A 20,393-nucleotide genomic window follows, 5' to 3' on the forward strand; every position below is an offset into this window, starting at 1 on the left:
AGTGGCTCTCTTTTCTCCGATTTAACTGGCTCACAAAAACGCGATTTGTCTGGCGCAAAAACAGCGTTTTTGTGGCTCTTTGAGAACGCCGTCTGCAGTTGACTCAAATTAAAGGAATATCTTTCTTTAAAGATAGTTTTTGGAAGCCTTGGGACATTGTTATCCTCTTTTTCCTAGTTTTAATGTCAATCTTTCCGCTTGTCATTTTTTCAATTAATAATTCTTCTATTTCTCAAAGTGCAGATACCCAAGCAGTCATCAGAGTTGACGGTAAGGAGGTTCAACATTTTGATTTAATAAAAGGGAATGAATCGTTTACTTACAGGTATGTGGATTCAGATGGTGATTATAACTTGATCGAAATTTCTGGAAAAAAAATTAGAATCAAAGAAGCTAGCTGTACAGATCAAACTTGTGTAAAACGGGGGTGGATATCTAATGAGAGTGAAACAATTGTATGTTTACCACATAAACTTGTCATAGAAATAACCAATACTAGCACCTGAAAGGAGTCAGTGAAATAAAAGTGAACTCAAAAATGCCGGAAACAAAAAAGATCATCTTTATTTCTTTATTAGTTGCTCAAGGCGTGACAATTAGTCTAGTCGAAAGTACAATTCCCTATCCCTTTCCATTTGCTCCAGGAGCAAAAATGGGATTGGCTAATATAACCACTGTTTTATCACTATTTATAATGAGGAAAAAAGAAGTATTTTTCCTCATTTGGCTCCGAGTTCTTTTATCCACTCTTTTAGGTGGAACTGTTTCAACGTTTTTATATAGTATCAGTGGTGCTTTACTGAGTTTTGTCGGTATGATTTTTATCAAAAAAATGGGGAATAATAGAGTTAGTTGTATTGGCATTAGTGCAATAGGTGGTTTCTTGCACAATGTAGGGCAACTCATAATAGCATCTCTAATCGCTCAATCTTGGTCAGTAATGAATTATCTACCAGTCCTATCTCTTCTTGGTATTCTATCCGGAATTATAATTGGTATATTAGCGAATACAATACTTTTACGCTTTAAAGTTTTACGTCCATTTATTCTTTGAGTATCCCCTAAAAGATAATTGAAATGAATTCGAAAGGATGACAAAATGAAATCGAAAAAAAGGGCTATTAACATAGCAATGACTGTCTTTCTATTTATCACCATGGCTGCACCCATTACTGGAATCGATCTACACAAAATTATAGGCACAATTCTAATTTTGCTTTTTCTATTTCATCAATTTCTAAATAGAAATTGGTTCACATCACTCCCAAAGGGGAAATACAACCTAAATAGAAAGCTTCAAATCGTTCTCAATTTTCTGCTATTATTTAGTTTTTTTACATTGATACTTAGTGGGTTCTTACTCTCCTCAACTGCTAGTAATATTGGATTGTCGCATAGAGATTTCGGTAGAAAACTACACATGTTAGGTTCATCCTGGGCATTTGTCTTAATTGCTACACATATGGGTATGCATTGGAATTTAGTGATGAGTAAAATAAAACGGAAAAAGTTTACTTTCCCTCACTTTATCTCAAGTTTTTTGCCGAAAATTCTTATCATCACTTCAGTTTACTTGTGTACTAAACGACAAGTCTTTCAAAAAATGTTTTGGCAAATTGACTTTCCCTTTCATGATTACAATGAACACCCCATACTATTTTTTATTGATTATTTACTAATCTTATCTGGCGGTATTGCATTAGGTCATCATCTTTTCCTATTAACACAAAAACTATCAAAGAAAAGAAGTAAGAAGAGAAAGGATTCTAAAATATCAAAGGTTAAGATTTAAAAATATTCATCTAAAAGTATATGTTAGAAAAGAGAGGATCGAATCAAGATCCTCTCTCTTTATTTAATATCTATCGCCGAAAATATCTATTTTACTCAAGCTATCATTAATCTGCTTTAGTTCTAATTCTGAAAAAGTGAAGGAGGATGATTCAATATTTTCCCTTAATCGAAATTCCTTAGTTGTTCCTGGTATAGGAACAATCCAAGGTTTTTGACTTAAAACCCACGCAAGTGATATTTGAGCTAAGGTAGCCCCTTTTTCTTCAGCGATTTTCTTCAAAAATCCGAGTAGTTTTTGGTTTTCAATCATCGCTTCTTTTTGGAACCTAGGCAAATTACCACGATTATCATTCTGAGAAAAATCAGTATCCAAATTCAACTTTCCCGTTAAGTAGCCTCTTCCTAGAGGACTGTATGCTATAAAACCTATTCCTAATTCCTCAAGTAATGGAAAAACTTCTTTTTCCTGTTCTCTCCACCAAAGTGAGTATTCACTTTGAATTGTTGTAATGGGTTGTACTGCATGAGCTTTACGAATTGTTTGAGCATCTGCTTCTGATAATCCCCAATTTAGAATTTTACCTTCTTTGATCATCTTACCAATTGTTTCTGCAACTTCTTCAATAGGAACCTTAGGATCAATTCTGTGAATATAGTAAAGGTCAATGTAATCAGTTTTCAATCTTTTTAGTGATCCTTCAATAGATTGCACTAGTTTTTCTGGGCGACTGTCAAGTGATAGTTCAGGACTAGAGATATCAAATCCACCTTTTGTAGCAATTTTTACATTTTTTCTCTTTCCTTCTAAAGCGTCACCAACTAATTCTTCATTTGTATAGGGACCATAAACTTCCGCCGTATCAAACATTGTGATACCTAAATCGATTGCTCTGTGAATAAGTTGTATCATCTGTTGTCTATCTTTTGCTGGACCTCTATCATGGTTTAAACCCATACAACCGAATCCTATTTCTGAAGTAGTAAAATCATTTTGCCCAAGTTTTCGTTTATTCATTTCTTCTCCTTTTTATCGATAATAATTTCTCTAGTTTTATTATTACCTTCTAGTTTTTAATTGAATAATTCAGCCAAATCGAGCTATTTTGTAGTATTCTTATACTTTTCAAGCTGAATTCTATGAGACTGGTATCCATACCGTCCGTATCTAATTTAATACCTCTTTCAAAAAGTGTTGGAGTCTCAGAACTTCCATCAATAACTGGTGCAAGCACCAGACTTAACTCATCCACAACACCTTGACTTACAAAAGTCCAATTAATCAATCCACCACCACAAAGAAGAACTTTTTGAATACCAAAGAGTTGTTTTAATTTATCTAAGGCTAACTTACAATCGAGCTGATTATGACCAGCTATTATATAAGACACACCTTTTTCTCTGAGATAGGATTTATACAAAGAAGATGTATTTTCCAAAAGCACTTCAATAATATGAGAATCGGGACGACCCTTCTTTTTGAAACATCCTGAATCCCACCAAATTTCTCCTTTCGTATCTACCGAAATGAAGTATAGTTTGGCATCATGTTCAGCAATGAAATCTTCCGCGAATGCATTATTCATTTTGTGATTCTCAAGATTAGGCTTTTTGAAATTTACAAATTCTTTTGTTGTTGTAGTACCAAACAGCCAAGCATCAGCGGTATATTCATTCCTAATTTTCCCGTACTCTGTACTAGCATTACTAGTTAAACTAGAGTGAAAAAAATCTCCTGAAATTTTTCCGTCTAGAGCGCTCAACATATGACAAATAACGATTGGCTTTGTCACAATATTTCCTCCTCTCTTATTTTTAATCTTACACCCTAGAGTTCAGTCTATTTCAAGTATTATCCGCAAAAAAACTAGAAGACATTTTGAGATTTCTCCCAAAAGACTTCTAGTATAGAATTATATATTTTTACTGTTTTACGGATAAACTATTAACCCACTGAACTATGTCTTCTCTAGACTCAGATACATCTTCTCTAGAAACTGTAAGTCCATTTGTATTAATAGTAGCATCGGGTTGTAAATCTTCTAGTGTACCAATCGTACCGGAAAAACCACTTCCTCCATGAGTTGAAAAAGGTATTATCGTCTTACCTGAAAAATCAGTAGACTCGAGTAATGTGTAAAGAGGCATTGGTAAATCACCCGCCCATACAGGATATCCGATAAAAATTGTATCATAATTTTCAAGGTTTTCGATTTGATTTTTTAAATCTGGGCGTGCATCTTCTGCTAATTCATTTTCACCAAAATCTACTAGTTCATCATGATCTCCTGGATACTCTTGAACTGTTTCAATGCGGAATATCTCTCCACCAGTTTCTTGTTGAATCGTTTCTGCTACGAATTGGGTATTTCCAACGACCTCGCCGTCTTCGACAACACGACTTGCTCTCGCAACCGCATCAACTCCTACCGCTTCTGGAACAGAGAAATACGCGATCAGGACATTTCCATTCGTTCCGCCACTACTCTTTTTCTGATCATCGGTTCCTGCTGTCGCTCGTTTCGGAACCGTTCCACTCGTGATTTCTGGTGTTTGAGCAGGCTGAGCATCTTGTTCACTTTCTTGCGAACAACCAGCCAATAAAATTGCTAACAATAATGCAGATAGCAGCAGCTTTCCTTTTTTCATAAAAAACCTCCATATTATTATTTTAAAAATTTACTTAATCAACTCATTTTCTGAGAGCCAATTTTGGACTACTTCATCGGCATTCTTTACTTCTTCATCTTCAATCGCTAATGTATCCACAAAGGTATTATTTGGGATCATTTCTTCAATTCTCTCTTGGCTATCCCCTAGACCATAGCCTGCATGAGTTGCAAACAAGGCAACGGTTTTGTTCGTTAAGTCAGTCTCATCTAGAAACGTTTTGATTGGAGGAGGAACTGTCGTCACCCATACCGGATAACCAAGGTAGATTGTGTCGTAAGGCGCAAGATCAGGAAGTTTTGTTTCTAGTTCAGGTAACGTTTCCTGATTTATCTCCTTTCTAGCACGAGCCACAGTTTCCTCGTAATCTTCTGGATAAGGCTCCTTGACTTCTAAGCGCAGGATATCTGACTGGGTTATAGACTCGATTTTTTCGGCAATAGACTGAATATTTCCCGTTGTTAAATCATCTTCAGAAGCCTGACTAGCGCCAGAAACAGTATCTGCTTTGGTTGTTTCTGGAATTGAAAAATAGACAAGTAAACTCTTCGCTCCTGTTGAACTCCTTTCAGTACTTGCTTCTGAAGAGACTGCATTATTTGCGTTTCCCCTGTCTGTTGTCGTCCCGCAGGCGGATAGCAAAACGGTCAAGATCACAATAAACAAAGCTGAGATTTTCTTCATAACACACTCCTTTATCTTTATGTAGTTTATGGTAAAAGAAAAATGTGTTGGCCTTGTGATAGAACTAGCAAAGTTTAAGCAACAAAGAAATTTATTCAAATATCCTTTTTGGATTCGATCTTTTACTTTGACATTTTTCAAAACTTGCACTGATACCTCACAAATCCATCACTTTTTCCCTTTACTATAAAAGTACCCTAACAAGTAAAACCTTTTTATTTATTCTCTTTTTCAAAGAAGCAGATCAATGTCAATAATGATGGATACCACCCTTATCCATTGTTAAACGTGATCTGCTTTTTTTATTTATTTTTTTAGCGAATCTATCAATATCTTTTCACTATTCATTATTCCGTAATCAGCCATCCGAATTACTATCACATCCTTTTTCTTAAAAGAAGACTGCTCTCTTAGTTCATATTTCCATGAAATTTGTGGTGCCAGTAAGACCTTTGTTATATTGAACTTTTTTATTGAAGCTTCAATGTTGCACAAAGCACAATAAAAGATCCTTACATTTAGCTTCCTTTCAGTGACATTTTTCTTCATTTTAGAAGATAATAAGCCGGCGCTATAGCCTGAAAGGCAAACAACCAGAATACGTTCCATAATGACTCCTTTGTTTTTTTCTTTCTATATAAAAAGGCTGCAGATACAATCATGAAACTTTGTCTGCAGCCAAATGATTACCTATTAATTTTTTACAGAATAATTCAGCCAGATACTGTTACCTGTCAAAATATTAATATCCTCCAACTTGAATTCTTTTGTCAGACTATCCAATGGACGTGATGCATTGCTGATTCCCCGTTCAAAGATCGACGGTGTCTCAGAACTCCCATCAACGGCAGGTGTTAATACGATACTCAATTGATCCACGACTCCTTGTGATAGAAAGGACCAATTTGCTAATCCACCGCCACAAATCAGTACTTTCTGAATGCCAAACAGATGATACAACTTCTCCATTGCAACCTTGCAGTCCAATGAATCCTTCCCTGCAGTTATGTAGGAAACACCTCTCTCTTTTAAATAGGCTCGATAAGCAGGATCAGTAGTTTCTAGAATTATTTCAATAATATGGGCATCTGGTCTGCCTTCTTTCTTAAATGTTCCCGAATCCCAGCCAATCTCACCTTTCGTATCCAAAGACACATAGAACATTTTGGCGCTATTCACTGCTAGGTGATCTTTGCTCGATCCATCATCTTGGAATGTAGCCAAATCCGGCTTTTTGAAATGAGTAAAGGTTTTAGTCGTAGTTGTTCCAAATAACCATGCTTCAGCATTGAACTCGTTTCTGAGCTTGGCGTATTCTCCGCTGGCGCTTTTGCCAGATTCTGTCTGAAAGAAATCGCCTGATATCTTTCCGTCTAATGCCGATAGAATATGACAAATTGTATATGGCTTTACCATAGTTTCCTCCTTAGTTAGACTCTCTATAGCTATTTGAACTCATTCACCCAATCGATGACCTCTTGTTTCGAACCTGAAATGTTATCTCGTGAAATGGAAATCCCATTGTCAGATACTTCGGCACCGGGTTCCATGTCTGTTATAGTTGTAATGGTTCCTGACATACTGCTGCCTCCATTGGTAGAAAATGGAATGATTGTTTTTCCTGAAAAATCATGTTCATCCAAGAAGGTGTAAAGCGGCATCGGCAAATCACTGAACCAAATTGGATAGCCGATAAAGATTGTGTCATAGTCATCCAAATCATCGACCTTGGCTTTCAATTCAGGTCGAGCCTCTTCATTTTGTTCCTGCTCGCCATAATCAACTAGCTCATCGTGGTCAGAAGGATAAGCTTTGACAGTTTCGATTCTAAATAATTCTGCTTCGGTTTCTTCACTGACCGTTTCAGCCAGAAATTGGGTGTTTCCGACGACTTCGCCATTTTCCACCACTCGACTGGCTCCAGCTACGGCATCTGTTCCTGATTTTTCTGGCTCTGAAAAATAGACAACTAGCGTTTTTCCCTCAATTTTTACATTTTGCGCCGATGAAGCGTTCGAACTGGAGCTCGCTCCCTCCTCATTATCGGAACCGCATGCCCCTAAACTTACTGCAAATAATATCCCGCATAAAATACCGAAAACCTTCTTCATAATTTCCCATCTCCTTTTCCTTCGTTGTAGAATCCATTTGTAACTTAATCTTAGAAAGAATTTGTGAGGTTTTTGTGATAGATTTAACAGGTTTTACAGAACATTGGCTATTACTTAAAAAAATGACTCATAATTATGCTATACTGCAAAAAAAGAACGGGTTTTGGGGGTGTTTATGGTGAATGAAATAAGAAAACTATTAATCGTTGATGATGATCTTCATCTTAGAGCGTTGGTTAAAACGTACGCAGATATTGAGGGATTTAATTGCACTGAAGCTAAAAATTGCGGGCAAGCGTTGCAGCTGGTTGAGAATACCGATTTCGATATCATTATCCTTGATGTTATGATGCCTGGAAAAGATGGCTTTGAGGGGTTAGCCGAAATCCGGCAATACACGCAAGCTCCGGTAATCATGCTTTCAGCACGTACCGAGGAATATGATAAGCTGCTAGGTTTCAATTTGGGAGCTGACGATTATGTGAGCAAGCCCTTTAGTCCGAAAGAATTAATGGCTAGAATCAGAGCGGTTCTGAAAAGAAGCAATACTTCCAACAGTTCGGGAGTCACCTTTGGTAATCTACATATCAATGAAAAATCTCATTCTGTAGCTGTTGATTCAATTCCGATTGTGCTGACACCAAAGGAATTTGATTTGCTGATCTACTTAACCAAGAATCATCAGATCGTATTGGATCGGGAAACGATCCTAAAGAATGTTTGGGGCTATAACTATTACGGAGACACTAGAACGGTAGACACTCATATCAAGTCATTAAGGGATCGCTTAGGATCCTGTCGCGATCTTATTACTACAGTATGGGGAGTAGGCTATAAATTTGAATACATCGAAGAAAACATCCATAAGGAAATACCTTAAAAGTAAATTACTACTAAAATTTTGGCTGGCGAACATGTTTTTAGTGATTGTTGCGATTGCCTTTTTATGGGTGATGCAAATTTGGCTTTTTGAGCCAAATTATGTTGATACCACGATGAAGGACCTAACTGTTCGGGTAGAGCAAAACGCCAAGGATTTATCGAAACTAGATAAAATCGACCCTAATGATAGCGATAATCCAATAAAGTTTCTTAGCAAGACGATCATCGGTTTAGTCTTCCTTACTGATAAGGATGGAAATATTCTATATGCCTACAACAATGGCCGTGAAATGGAGCCATCAGCACTTGAACATGATTATTCGTGGCTTACCGATCGGTCAGCGGAGGTCATTTCTGGAACAAATCTTTCCTTTGTAGAGAAATTTTCAAAAACCTCCGCGATCATCGTTGGCGTCAAATCTTCATTTAAGGAAAAACCAGTCGCTTTACTGATGTACAACACCATCACACAGACGGATAGTTTGCAACGTTTGAACAGAAGGCAATTACTTATTTTCAGTCTCGTCCTAACGCTTGTAGCTTCAATCATCTCTTTTCTTTTATCGATTTACTTTTCAAAGCCGATTACTAAGATTAAAAACTCCGTCACTGACATGACTCTCGGCAAACTTGATTCAACGACAGATGTGAAACGAAATGATGAATTGGGTGAATTATCCGAATCGGTGAATGAGCTTGGTAAAGAGCTGCAAAGAGTAGAAGTCCTGAGAAAAGAAGTTATCGCAAATATTTCCCATGAGTTAAGAACCCCTCTCGCACTAATCACTGGTTATGGAGAAATGGTAAGAGATGTTACAGGTGGCGACGAGGAAAAGAGAAGAAACAACATGGATCTGATCATCTCAGAAGCGAATCGGCTCAGTCAAATGGTCGATGATATTATGGATTATTCGATTATGCAGGCGGGCTACTCAGATCTAAACCTTGAAGTATCAAATCTATTTAGTCTCATTGAATCCTGCGTGTTATACGCAAATGAAGTTGGGCAACGATACGATATCTCGATTGTCCTGCGCAGCTTCAGTTCGTCTATCCCCTTAGAAATGGATACGTTAAAAATGAGCCAAGTACTCCGAAATCTGTTAAACAATGCCATAAACCACACCCCAGGCGGTGAAACGATTTTAGTTGATATTGTTAATGAGGATTCTTCTATCAGAGTATCGATTACGAATCCTGGTCAAGATATACCGCCCGAACAAATCGATGAAATATGGGAACGATATCAACGCGTGCAGCATCAAGGGGGACATAAAGAAGGAACTGGTATTGGGTTAGCCATCGTCAGTACGATATTATCTGCGCATAATATGACCTATGGAGTAACCTCTGCAAATGGTGTGACTAGTTTTTGGTTTTGTATACCGAATAGGAATATTTAGATAAACTCAAAGAGAACATAAGACTAACTGTGAGGTTAACAGCAATCCTAGATAGGCTGTTACCTCACAGTTTTTCTATAATTAAGAAATTGAAATTTATCACCGACCTATTTGCTGATTAGATGATATATCGATTATAGAACCAGTGCGTATTTAATGCTATCTGCCTTTTTAAATCCGACACTTTCATAAAGCCTATGTGCGGGATAAGCAGTATCTAAACATGTTAATGAAATTGAACGATACCCTTCATTTCTTGCATTTTTAATAATATGTGTTAAAAGGTCCTTCGCAATTTGTTTTTCGCGATAATCAGTCCTTACTGCAACATTAAACAGCATAAGACAGGGCTGAAAATCAAATGTAAATAAATCAATCGAATATTGAGTGGCACTAGCAATAATTGTATTCTCCACTTTAACAACAAAAATTTGATAGGCTGTATTTTCACTATACTTTTGATATTTCTCTAAATCATTGCTTGTGCCAAAACATTCATCAATCAGTTCCTTATATGACTCCAAATCTTTTTGCTTTAAGATATCAATTTCCATAATACGTTCCCTTCTCAATAAGCAAATCAACTATTACTACTGCTTAAATAACTTGAGTACAGTTGTTTAGTCAAATGACGATTTTCTCAATCATAACAAAGTAAAAAGGAAAGATGAAGCACTATATATTTAGGCTGAAGAGATAAATTCATCCATGAATCTAATGACTTAGTCTAAATCACGTATTTCTTTCCCAAAAGTCAATTGCGTTTTCAATCCAGCCATCCGCAACTGTTCCCTCACCTAATCCAAACCCATGAGACAGGCCATCAAAAACGTCAATTTCGGTATCTTGTCCTTGGGCTTTTATACGATTAATATATGATTCTACTGTTTGATAAGAAGCAATCCCGTCATTGGTTCCGACATTAGCATAGGTCGCTGGTTCATCTCCTGTAATTTCTGACAATCCAGTGTACTGCATAATTACAGCTGCCGGTCGCGGATAATCCTTCTCTCCATATCTATCCGTTCCATTTGCCCCTAATCAGGCAGCCATTCTTGCACCTGCCGATCCGCCCCAAAGAGAATAATTTGAAACATCAACCTGTAGCTCTTCTGCATTCTCGTGAAGGAAGGCAATGGCTCTTGCCAGATCCTCCGCCGCACTTCTAGCTTCTGGACGATAAATTAACGCAAATGCGTTGTAGCCTTTCTTAGACAACTCAAGCGCATGAGGAAAACTATCATGCATAGCTGCAACATAAGAGAATCCTCCACCAGCATTTAATACGGCAAATTTTTCATTTGGATTGCCGCGAAATAAGAATAACCCTGTATTTTCTTTATCTGGATCTTCCTGCTTTTCTTCTGCTGTATAAATATCGTAAAAGATTTTTTCACCTTTTTGCACCTGACTTTTCAAATAATTTGCGATTTCTACCGTTCTGTCTGGATTTACATTGTTGTACCATGTGAGAATATCACCCACATCCTCCAGCGCTAGAGACGCATCTATTTGTTTATCAGCGGGAAATATCAATCGACCGTAACCCTCAAAAGCTGGATCATTGATTACATCAACAACTTTAGTCTTTAAGGTGTAATTTTGAGGGACATTCGTCTCTTCATTTATCTCTGATTCATTTGATCTTTGCATTGTATCTTCACCATCGCTAGAACAGCCAACCAATGAAAAAAATAGAAAGAGGAGGAACATACGCCACAAATTTCTTCTCATTTTTACATTCATAATCGGTCCCTCACTTCCTCTAATTGTTTAAAAGAAAAGCGGCAGTGCATTATAGATGTATTCCTCAACCGCTTCAAAATCGTGTCTGCCACCTTCTTTTTGATAGTAAACAACATGGTCAGAGGTAAACACATCGTTTCTCTTGAGCATTTCCTCCATTTGTACTTCCACTTGATCCCGCACTGCATCTTCCGTACCTGTTGCCGCATAGATAAAGTACCCACGCTCATTCAAGTCCTTCTCCTCAATCAATTCTTCAAAAAAGTCACACGTCTTTTCTGGGTAATAATCGCCATAACCGCCGTAATACCAGCATGAGCCGCTCATAGGCAAGAAATAGCGGATATAATCAGAGTCGTAGCAAAACTCCATCCAAGTAGTGACTGATCCAAGCGAAAAACCGCCAAATGCACGATGATCACGAGAAGCTGTTAAATCTTCCTTAGACGTGCTCTTAGCATAGGTGTGAAACTTACTCTCAACAGCAGGCATTAAATCATTGGCAAAATCCTGATGGAATTCCCGCAGCTCATCCACAGAGCTGCTAAAATCTTTTGAACTATTTTCCGTATAGAAAGTAGCTGAAACAATGATCGTAGGCGAGAGATCACCACGCTCAATCATCTGGTCAAACATATTTTTGAGCCGTCCGTTCCCACCAGTTAAATACTCACCCGCAGAACCGCCCCAACCATGCATCAGATAAAGAATATCGTATCGTGTTTCGGTATCCTTTTCTTCGTAACCATATGGAAGGTAAACGTAGACTGTCTTTTCGGTAGCAGAACCATCTCCCGCATATTCTTTTGTCTGATACTCGAAAGGTACTACTGTTCCTTGCTGCTTCGCTGGTAATCTATACGTCGAGGGTACAGAAATCGTAGTACCCGTTTGAGCTAAATTTTCTGTCAGAGTACTATTTCCCTTATTTTTGGCTTTATTGGTATTGGGGAGCTCTGAACTATTAATGTTTTTAGTTGAACTATCTGAACTACAGGATGTAAGCAACAATAGCAATGGAACAAAACAGATCAAGATACACAGCTTGTGCTTGTTTTTTTCTTTAAACAGTCTGGTTTTCACGTTGATTCCCTCCTAAATTGCGTAGCAACACGAATTATCTGGTAGGCTTCCTCTCAATAGTTAGTGTTTTTCGTACTATCTTTCATCTAAACCTAAACATACACTATGGAGTTCACTTCAAGGCAAGGCTTTTTTGAGCTAGAGTAACTCAATCAAAACGGGTACTTTTTTCACTTAATCACCCTTTTACATGTAAATCCTGAAAGTTTTTACCAGAATCGGACTCAAAACTGAAATTCACTTCTGCTTATACTGGAAGTAAGTTATGATTATCATGAGGTGATTTGAATGCTTTTAATTGATAAATTGCGAGTGCAACAAGGGCTGACTAATACAGAAAAACGGATCGCGGACTACATATTGGATAATTTGACCACTGCCCCGTCACTTAATGTGGACGAACTGGCAAAAAATACCTACACTTCTCATTCGTCTGTTAGCCGCTTAGCTAGGAAAATGGGCTATGATGGATTCCGGGATTTTCGGATCGCCATCTCGGAAATTGCCCATAGCGAACTCTACCGATTAAACGATGTTGATGCCAACTTTCCCTTTCATCCAAATGATACCGCTACCGAAATCGCTAAAAAAATCTCTGATTTGACGATTGATACGGTGAAACGGACCTATGCGCAGCTAAGTGATGAAGCATTGGAAGAAGCCGCGCGATTGCTGACAAAATCAGAACGGATTTTCTTATTTGCTACCGGTGATTCCCAAATTCGCGCCCGCAGCTTTCAAAATAAGCTGGTAAAGATCAATAAATTTTTGATTATTGCCGATGAATACGGCGATGGTGATTGGAATGCGGCCAACTTAACGAGCAAGGATTGTGCGATTTTCATTACCTATCGCGCCAAAGTGCCGCAGTATGAGCGAATGCTGAAGCTGTTTTTAAATGAAAATGTACCATCCATTTTATTAACGGGAAACGGAAATTCGAATTTGGCCTCATTAGCGACCCAACCGATCGTCTTCAATCATGATGAATTGGACTTTTTGAAGGTCAGTACGTTTTCATCGCAGGTCGCGTTTGAATATATTTTGAATACCTTGTTCTCGATTGTTTACGCCAAGGAGTATCAAAAGAACTTAGTCAATCTGAAAAAGAAGCACGATATCATGGAAACCGGAATATTGGCGAATCCTGAAGTAAATTGAAAATTCAAAGGAAAAGAGGAGTTTTTTTATGATCAACTGGGGAATTATTGGCGCTGGGAACATTGCCAATCGTTTTGCGGAAAGCTTAACGAATTTTACTGAGGCGCAGCTATATGGGGTTGCTTGTCGTACGATGGAAAAGGCAGCGGCGTTTCAAAGCAATCATCCTTGTGAGAAGATTTTTGATGATTACCAGCTGCTGCTGGATGATTCTGAAATTGATTTGGTTTATATCGCTTTGCCCCACCTTTATCATCACGAATGGATCATCAAGGCCTTGGAAGCGGGCAAAGGTGTTTTATGTGAAAAACCGGCTACTATGAATGCAACAGAGATGAAGGATGTTGCGGAAACCGCCCGAACACAAAATATTTTGTTTATGGAAGCCATGAAAAGCCGTTTTGTCCCAGCTTATCGCCTAGCTCAGGAGTTGATTACGGCTGGAGAAATCGGTGAAATCACCAAAGTATTCACCTCGCTTTGTCGGGAAATGCCCGAAGATCAGACCCACTATCACTACATGCCGAAACAAGGTGGCGCGCTGCTGGATATGGGAATCTATAATCTTTCATTGATCGAGGATTTCAGTCCGGCTGATCTAACAGTTGGTGCGATTGAATACAAGCTTCATGAAAATCAAATCGATCTATATGTTAAGGCTTCGCTGATTCATGACCAGTTCGAAGCGATCATCGAAACCGGTTTTGATCGAAACACTGAAACTGTCGCGGTAATTACTGGAAAAAAAGGTACGATTACAATGCCGAACTTCCATCGAGCAGCTAGCTTTACTTTGACTACAGAAAACGAGACGAAAGAATTCGATCTGCCCTACGATCATGATGATTTTTATTCAGAGATCGAAGCGATGCACACTTCTTTTAATAGAAAAGAAATCGAAAATCCAATCATGACGCTGGAATATAGTCTTCACTGTGCAGAGTTGATTGATCTGATCAAGAAGAAAATCAACTAATTCAATCCAAATTAAAAAAGCCGAATAACTATTTACTTTCTTTTCGGAAAGTGAAATAGGCATTCGGCTTTACGTTTGTTAAGTATTATTCAAAAGTACTTTACGATCATTTAGCGCTTGAAACTAATTGTTTCCTCACTAGTTCTCCATTGGATGCGATCACTTGCTTATACCAATCAAAGGATTTTTTCTTGGTCCGTTTCATCGTACCATTGCCTTGATCATCGCGATCGACGTAGACAAAGCCATAACGTTTGCTCATTTGTCCAGTACTGGCTGCGATCAGATCAATGCAGCCCCAGGTGGTGTAACCCATCAGTTCGACGCCGTCGATCTCCACCGCATCCATAAAGGCCTGCACATGTTTTTCCAAATAATCGATCCGATAATCATCGGCGACATAGCCATTTTCATCGGGAATATCGACAGCTCCCAGACCATTTTCCACGATAAAGAGCGGTTTTTGATAGCGATCATACAGCTGATTCAAGGAATTTCGCAACCCTAATGGATCGATCTGCCAGCCCCATTCTGTTGAAGGAAGATTGTCATTTTTGATCGAAGCGAAGAGATTTCCGGTTGCCTGCTGATAGTCTTCGGGATGAGCGCTGACGGTTCGTGAGCAATAATAAGAAAAGGTCACAAAATCGACAGGTGATGCGGCTAATATTTCTTTGTCCTCCGGCTCCATCTGAATCGTTAAGCCTTCCCGTTCAAATTTCTTCAGCGCATAATTGGGATACTTCCCTCTCGCTTGCACATCAATGAAGAAATAGCCTTCCCGATCACGCTTGATCGCTTCTTGATAATCCTCTGGGCGGCAAGTATAAGGATAGTGACTACCGCCCGCTAGCATACAGCCGACTTGATTTTCAGGATCAACCTCGTGGGCGATCTTTGTGGTCAAGGCACTGGCGACCAATTGATGATGTGCTGCCTGATACTTGATTTCTTCTTTATTTTCGCCCTCTTTAAAAACGATCCCGCCGCCTACAAAAGGCTGATGAAGCAGGATATTGATCTCGTTGATGGTCAGCCAATATTTGACTAAGCCTTTATAACGAGTCAAAACGGTTCTCGCGTAGCGGGTATAAAACTCGACTAATTTCCGATTTCTCCAGCCACCATATTCCTTGACCAAATGAATCGGGATATCAAAATGTGTGATTGTCACCAGCGGTTCGATATTATGCTTCTTTAATTCATGAAAAATATCTTCATAGAATTTCAAGCCTGCTTCATTCGGTTCTTGATCATCGCCATTCGGAAAAATCCGTGACCATGACAGGGACATCCGATAGACCTTGAAGCCCATCTCAGCAAAAAGTTGGATATCTTCCATATAATGATGGTACATGTCCACCGCTTCTTTGGCGGGATAATAATAACCCTCCTGCCATTCCAGCATTTCCAAATCGCCGGCTGCGACTTTTTTTCGATCTTCACCATAAGGCAGGACGTCGATATTAGCCAATTTCCGCCCGCCTTCCAGGACACCGCCTTCGGTTTGATTGGCTGCGGTCGCACCGCCCCATAAAAAGTTTTTATCTAAAGCCATGTTGATTTTCCTCCAATTTCTAAACTCTGACAGCTAAAATATCTTGATCGCAATCAGTTTGACCGACGCTGATCGTCTCGATCGATGAATATTGCGGTGTATTGGTCACAACGATTGGTACTTGTGTTTCATAGCCCGCAGCCTGAATTTTTGCTAAATCGAAGGTCAAGATTGGCTGGCCTTTTTTGACCGACTCATCCGCTTTAACTAACGCTTCAAAATACTGCCCCTTTAATTCGACCGTGTTCAAGCCCACATGGATCAGAATTTCTACCCCCGATTCAGACACCAGACCAATCGCGTGTTTCGTTGGAAAAATCGCAACGACTTTACCATCAAAAGGTGCGACAACTTTTCCCTCGATTGGCTCAATCGCAAAGCCTTTCCCTAATGCCTCGGAAGCAAAGGCTTCGTCATGGACATCCTTCAATGGGATGACTTGTCCTCTAATTGGACTGATCATCAAAGTATCTTCTAAAATGACTTCTTTTATTTCAGGAATCGTTTCTTCCTTTTCAAACTTGAAGCTTAAAATATAGGTCAATATCGCAGTCGATACCGCCGAAATGATCAGCGCGATCACGATATTCCAGAAAAAGCGCATGGTATCATCACCGATATAAAGCAGAATCGCGGGAAGTCCCGATGAACCGGTCGCGAATCGATGAGTATTGGTCAAGCCAGCGTATAGACCACCTAAGCCACCACCAATCATGGCAGAGATCAATGGGTATTTTTTCGGTAAGTTCACCCCATATAATGCTGGTTCGGTAATGCCCATGTAAGCTGTGATCGAACCAGAGGTTGCCAGTTGGCGGATTTTTTTATCCTTTGTTCTAAAGGCAACAACAGCTGATGCGGTCGCCTGCGCGATATTTGAACAAACACAGCCAGGTCCAAAAATACTATCATAACCAAGCTCTGCCATCTGCATGACACCCAGCGGAGCCACGCCATTGTGCAGACCGAACATCACCATAATCGGTAAAAAGCCGCCGATCAGAACAGCTGGCACCCAGCTGGCGTTAACACTTAAAAAGGTGAAGAATGTTGCTAAATAGCCGCCAAGTATACTGCCAATCGGACCTAATATAGAAAATGCCAAGGTTCCCATTACTAAGAAGGTCAGCATTGGTACGAACACGAGCTCGACCGATTTAGGAATCACGCGATTCAAGAATTTTTCAACATAGGACTGAGCGAAAATGACTAACAGAATCGGAATAACCGAACCAGTATAAGTAGCCAGAGTGAAGGGAATAATTTCAAAAAATCGAACTGGATCTCCTGCGGTTACTAACGCTCCCCAGTTTGGGTGCATCATCATTGCCGCCACAGACGCGGCTAAAATCGGGTTACAGCGTAATTTTTGCGCTTCTGTAAAAGCCAAAATCATCGGCAGGAAGAAGAAAACACCATCCGCAAACATATTTAACAAATAATACGTCTGTGATTCAGGGGAAATCACTTGGAAAACGATTAGTAAGGCTAGTACCGCTTTGACCATCCCTGCCCCAGACAACGCTGGAATAACCGGCTGGAAGGTTCCCGCGACAAACTCAATAATCGAAGTCAAGATGCCTTTCTTTTCAGTTTGCACTTCCTTGTTGGGATCAAGCTCGATAATTTTTTCGATTTCTTCAAAAACATCCTTTACATGGGTACCGATCACAACTTGATGGACACCTGCGTTAAAAATATATTTCGTGACACCGTCTAGATCTTCTAATCCTTTGACATCGATTTTTGCTTCATCAACAACCTTAAAACGCAGACGGGTCTGACAATGGTACCCTTCAGTAATGTTTTCTTTGCCACCCAGCTTTTCAACAATATCATGAGCCAAACCTGCATATTTCTTACTCATGGGATTCTCCTTTCAACGGAACAAGATGATTTTTTTGATCTAACCGGTTAATCAAGTCTTGCTTGTATCTGAACCTTACCATGCTTAGATAGCGTTTCCAATAGTTTGTGAACAGCTCAAAACGTATTCCGATTTTTCTAAAATTAGGCTCCGCATTTGTGGAATACATTTCACAAAAAAAGAACATTCCACAATGAATGTCCTTAGTTAAAATTGTTCTGATAAATCTTTGAGAGTGGTCTGCCGTTTGTTCGATTCTAAAACCTTCGCATTGGCGATTTTATTTTTCTTATTGGCTTCATAATCAAGCGAATAGATTTTCGCAAACAGAATATCTAATAAGAACAAAACTGACTCCTGCGTGGCGAAATTGGCGATCTTGGAATAAAGCTTTTCTTTACTGGAAATATTCAGCACCACATCAGAATAATCACGCAGGTAGTTCTTCCCGCCACTGGTAATACTAATGATCGGCGCACTCGAGCGCTTCAAAAGCTTCACATTGCTGGTAGGATTTTCGTCGGGATTATTGCCTGAATAGGAAATTATGACGGCACAATCTTTACTGGTCAAGGAATGAGAAATCAGTCCATTTTCCCCTGACTTCGACATGAATGCCTTCTTCTGGATCGTTAATAGATTCCGTTTGAATAATTCACCATAATAATAATTCGGGCTGGTTCCGTAGATGACGATGTTCTCTGCCTTTTGGATAAGTTCCGCGGCCTGATTCAGATCCTCCACAGCTATGTGGGAGACCGTATCCTTGATGCTCTGCATTTTCAAAGTCATCAGGTTCTCGATAATTTGCAGCGAATCATCTTCGGCGGTAAAGGGAAAATTCGGATCAACATCGTCATAGGCATTCTCATCATAATAAGCAACCTCATGGGAGAAAGCGTACATGAATTCCTTCCAGCCGGAATAGTCAAAGTATTTAGCAAAACGAACCAGTGTTGGCTTCGAAGTAAAAGTTCGTTTGGCGATTTCATCCATGCTTAACTCCTGCAGCTGATCGCGATTTTCCAAAATGAATTCGCCAATCGTGCGCCGCGCATCATTTTGCTTGAAAGCCGCTTCCTCAATTCTTTGAAATAAATACATGACTCACACCTCTTCCGACACTTTCACTGGCGCCGCTTTACTGGAAAACATTTGCTGCTCACATTCTTGGATCATCTGGTCATAGTTGTCGAGTTTTTGTTCTAAACGAGCGACCGTTCCATTGATCAGCTTTTGCTTTTCCAACAGCTTTTGATACTCATCCAATAATATCTGTTTGCGCTCAACTAAAGTGCCATCCCCCTGTTGATACAGCTCGGAATATTTTGCTAATGAATCGATTGATAGTCCCGAATCCCGCATGCACTTGATAAACTCAACCCAGTTCAGGTCCTCCTCTTGGAAATCTCTGGTCCCAGATTCATTTCTAGTGATCGGCGGAATCAAGCCTTCTCTTTCATAATAGCGGATGGTCGCTGGTGTCATTTCAAACTGTGCTGCTACCTCTGATATATTCATGAATTCCACTCCTTTTCTACTCAAATCAATTTTAGCAGGCTTTTCCATCGATTTAAAGTGAACTTTAAGCTGTGTCTATGTATAGAGAATCGCGATAAAACTTTCCGATCGTAAAGTCCCTTCAAAAAATACTTAACAAAAGGAAACCGAACGAGCAATTTTCTATCAAAATTACGATAGTCCAAGTCGTTCGGCACTCTCTGATTTTTTTTTCTAGTTGGCAATTTCCGTTAACCAATCTTTCACCAGCTTCGATGTGTTGCTTCTATCCGAAGAGGTGATGCCTAATCCCTCACCAAGTGTCGATTGATCCAGCAGTTCTCCATAATGACTCATGGATTCATTGATGGAGCTGCTGCCGCTGGTGAAAAATGGATAAATGCTCTTGTTCGATAAATCATTTTCACTGATCCACTTGTCTACCGGTAAAGCAGGTTCACCAAACCAAATCGGTGTTCCAAGAAAAATATGGTCATACTCAGATAAATCAACCTCTTGCTTCGTAATTTCCGGTAATTCATCTGCTTCCCTCTGATCACGCACAATATCTAAAACTTCATCGTAAACCTCTGGATAAGGTTCCACCGTTTCAATCCTTAATATCTCTCCGCCTACTTGTTTTTGAATTTCCTCAGCGACTGCTTTCGTGTTCTCAGTTAATGAATAATACACAATCAGCGATTTCCCCATGTCTCCAACTCCTTCACCCTTTTTCGCCTCCGACTGTTCACTTGCTTGACTGTCTGATTCGTCGGTACTCGTTTCATCAGAATTTGAACTTCCCAATCCGCAGGCACCTAAAAAGATTACAGCAGCCAGTAACCAGATTAACTTTTTCATTTTCTCCACCTCCGTTTGCTTTAGTACTAGCATAAGGGTTGAAGTGTACTTTAAGTCAAGTTAGTTTAGTAGAAAGCCTGCAAAAAAATAAAAGACCTAT

Annotated in this window: 23 protein-coding genes; 7 read left to right on the forward strand and 16 right to left on the reverse strand. The window is 39.4% G+C overall.

Features of this window, described 5'->3' with window-relative positions:
• Positions 1-107: 107 nt before the first annotated feature.
• From E6139_RS19595 to E6139_RS19605, 3 genes are read left to right on the forward strand one after another with little or no spacing between them, the layout of a single operon-like run.
• Entirely contained in the window at positions 108-506 is a 399-nt protein-coding gene (locus E6139_RS19595) for a NusG domain II-containing protein (RefSeq protein WP_316405283.1), read from the forward strand.
• Positions 507-538: 32 nt separating this feature from the next.
• Positions 539-1,054, forward strand: a complete 516-nt coding sequence (locus E6139_RS19600) for a Gx transporter family protein (RefSeq protein ID WP_316405226.1) — start codon at positions 539-541, stop codon at positions 1,052-1,054.
• A gap of 45 nt (positions 1,055-1,099) precedes the next feature.
• Positions 1,100-1,792 carry a DUF4405 domain-containing protein gene (locus E6139_RS19605; RefSeq protein WP_316405227.1) on the forward strand — a complete coding sequence of 231 codons (693 nt, stop codon included), beginning with the start codon at positions 1,100-1,102 and terminating at the stop codon, positions 1,790-1,792.
• Positions 1,793-1,855: 63 nt separating this feature from the next.
• Here the strand turns inward: E6139_RS19605 and E6139_RS19610 are convergent, their stop codons facing one another.
• The 7 genes from E6139_RS19610 to E6139_RS19640 form a co-directional block, all read right to left on the reverse strand.
• Positions 1,856-2,809: an aldo/keto reductase gene (locus E6139_RS19610; RefSeq protein ID WP_316405228.1), complete on the reverse strand. Its 954-nt coding sequence runs from the start codon at positions 2,807-2,809 to the stop codon at positions 1,856-1,858.
• Between the two features lie 49 nt (positions 2,810-2,858).
• Positions 2,859-3,584 carry a dihydrofolate reductase family protein gene (locus tag E6139_RS19615; protein WP_316405229.1) on the reverse strand — a complete coding sequence of 242 codons (726 nt, stop codon included), beginning with the start codon at positions 3,582-3,584 and terminating at the stop codon, positions 2,859-2,861.
• A 130-nt stretch (positions 3,585-3,714) separates the two neighbouring features.
• Entirely contained in the window at positions 3,715-4,440 is a 726-nt protein-coding gene (locus E6139_RS19620) for a flavodoxin (protein WP_316405230.1), read from the reverse strand.
• Positions 4,441-4,470: 30 nt separating this feature from the next.
• Positions 4,471-5,145 carry a flavodoxin gene (locus E6139_RS19625; protein ID WP_316405231.1) on the reverse strand — a complete coding sequence of 225 codons (675 nt, stop codon included), beginning with the start codon at positions 5,143-5,145 and terminating at the stop codon, positions 4,471-4,473.
• Positions 5,146-5,451: 306 nt separating this feature from the next.
• Positions 5,452-5,754 carry a hypothetical protein gene (locus E6139_RS19630; protein WP_316405232.1) on the reverse strand — a complete coding sequence of 101 codons (303 nt, stop codon included), beginning with the start codon at positions 5,752-5,754 and terminating at the stop codon, positions 5,452-5,454.
• A gap of 84 nt (positions 5,755-5,838) precedes the next feature.
• Complete coding sequence (locus E6139_RS19635) at positions 5,839-6,561, reverse strand: dihydrofolate reductase family protein (RefSeq protein WP_316405233.1); 723 nt, start codon at positions 6,559-6,561, stop codon at positions 5,839-5,841.
• Between the two features lie 29 nt (positions 6,562-6,590).
• The gene (locus E6139_RS19640; protein ID WP_316405234.1) at positions 6,591-7,256 is read right to left on the reverse strand and encodes a flavodoxin; all 666 of its coding nucleotides are present in this window, start codon (positions 7,254-7,256) and stop codon (positions 6,591-6,593) included.
• 175 nt (positions 7,257-7,431) lie between these two features.
• Between E6139_RS19640 and E6139_RS19645 the strand changes: the two genes are divergently transcribed.
• Both E6139_RS19645 and E6139_RS19650 read left to right on the forward strand, forming a co-directional pair.
• Positions 7,432-8,136: a response regulator transcription factor gene (locus tag E6139_RS19645; protein ID WP_316405235.1), complete on the forward strand. Its 705-nt coding sequence runs from the start codon at positions 7,432-7,434 to the stop codon at positions 8,134-8,136.
• A gap of 34 nt (positions 8,137-8,170) precedes the next feature.
• Positions 8,171-9,541: a HAMP domain-containing sensor histidine kinase gene (locus E6139_RS19650; RefSeq protein ID WP_316405236.1), complete on the forward strand. Its 1,371-nt coding sequence runs from the start codon at positions 8,171-8,173 to the stop codon at positions 9,539-9,541.
• Positions 9,542-9,675: 134 nt separating this feature from the next.
• Here the strand turns inward: E6139_RS19650 and E6139_RS19655 are convergent, their stop codons facing one another.
• The 4 genes from E6139_RS19655 to E6139_RS19670 all read right to left on the reverse strand — a co-directional run bounded on the left by E6139_RS19655 (position 9,676) and on the right by E6139_RS19670 (position 12,370).
• Positions 9,676-10,095, reverse strand: coding sequence for a GNAT family N-acetyltransferase (locus tag E6139_RS19655; protein WP_316405237.1), 420 nt, complete (start codon positions 10,093-10,095; stop codon positions 9,676-9,678).
• Positions 10,096-10,273: 178 nt separating this feature from the next.
• Complete coding sequence (locus E6139_RS19660; protein ID WP_316405238.1) at positions 10,274-10,519, reverse strand: hypothetical protein; 246 nt, start codon at positions 10,517-10,519, stop codon at positions 10,274-10,276.
• Between the two features lie 63 nt (positions 10,520-10,582).
• Positions 10,583-11,287 (reverse strand): alpha/beta hydrolase, encoded by a 705-nt coding sequence (locus tag E6139_RS19665; protein ID WP_316405239.1) that lies wholly within the window; start codon positions 11,285-11,287, stop codon positions 10,583-10,585.
• Between the two features lie 27 nt (positions 11,288-11,314).
• Positions 11,315-12,370 (reverse strand): alpha/beta hydrolase, encoded by a 1,056-nt coding sequence (locus tag E6139_RS19670; RefSeq protein ID WP_316405240.1) that lies wholly within the window; start codon positions 12,368-12,370, stop codon positions 11,315-11,317.
• 288 nt (positions 12,371-12,658) lie between these two features.
• On the opposite strand from E6139_RS19670, the gene E6139_RS19675 reads away from it, so the two are divergent.
• Positions 12,659-13,531 carry a MurR/RpiR family transcriptional regulator gene (locus E6139_RS19675; RefSeq protein ID WP_316405241.1) on the forward strand — a complete coding sequence of 291 codons (873 nt, stop codon included), beginning with the start codon at positions 12,659-12,661 and terminating at the stop codon, positions 13,529-13,531.
• 28 nt (positions 13,532-13,559) lie between these two features.
• Entirely contained in the window at positions 13,560-14,507 is a 948-nt protein-coding gene (locus tag E6139_RS19680) for a Gfo/Idh/MocA family oxidoreductase (RefSeq protein WP_316405242.1), read from the forward strand.
• 106 nt (positions 14,508-14,613) lie between these two features.
• Here E6139_RS19680 and E6139_RS19685 read toward each other — a convergent pair whose 3' ends face one another.
• The 5 genes from E6139_RS19685 to E6139_RS19705 all read right to left on the reverse strand — a co-directional run bounded on the left by E6139_RS19685 (position 14,614) and on the right by E6139_RS19705 (position 20,293).
• Positions 14,614-16,065 (reverse strand): 6-phospho-beta-glucosidase, encoded by a 1,452-nt coding sequence (locus tag E6139_RS19685; protein ID WP_316405243.1) that lies wholly within the window; start codon positions 16,063-16,065, stop codon positions 14,614-14,616.
• Positions 16,066-16,084: 19 nt separating this feature from the next.
• Entirely contained in the window at positions 16,085-17,932 is a 1,848-nt protein-coding gene (locus E6139_RS19690; protein WP_316405244.1) for a beta-glucoside-specific PTS transporter subunit IIABC, read from the reverse strand.
• A 207-nt stretch (positions 17,933-18,139) separates the two neighbouring features.
• Positions 18,140-19,036, reverse strand: coding sequence for a MurR/RpiR family transcriptional regulator (locus tag E6139_RS19695; protein ID WP_316405245.1), 897 nt, complete (start codon positions 19,034-19,036; stop codon positions 18,140-18,142).
• 3 nt (positions 19,037-19,039) lie between these two features.
• Entirely contained in the window at positions 19,040-19,453 is a 414-nt protein-coding gene (locus E6139_RS19700; protein ID WP_316405246.1) for a MerR family transcriptional regulator, read from the reverse strand.
• 213 nt (positions 19,454-19,666) lie between these two features.
• Positions 19,667-20,293, reverse strand: a complete 627-nt coding sequence (locus tag E6139_RS19705; RefSeq protein WP_316405247.1) for a flavodoxin — start codon at positions 20,291-20,293, stop codon at positions 19,667-19,669.
• Positions 20,294-20,393 lie beyond the last annotated feature (100 nt).

Source organism: Enterococcus sp. (assembly GCF_032555305.1).
In the GTDB taxonomy this organism is placed as follows: domain Bacteria; phylum Bacillota; class Bacilli; order Lactobacillales; family Enterococcaceae; genus Enterococcus_A.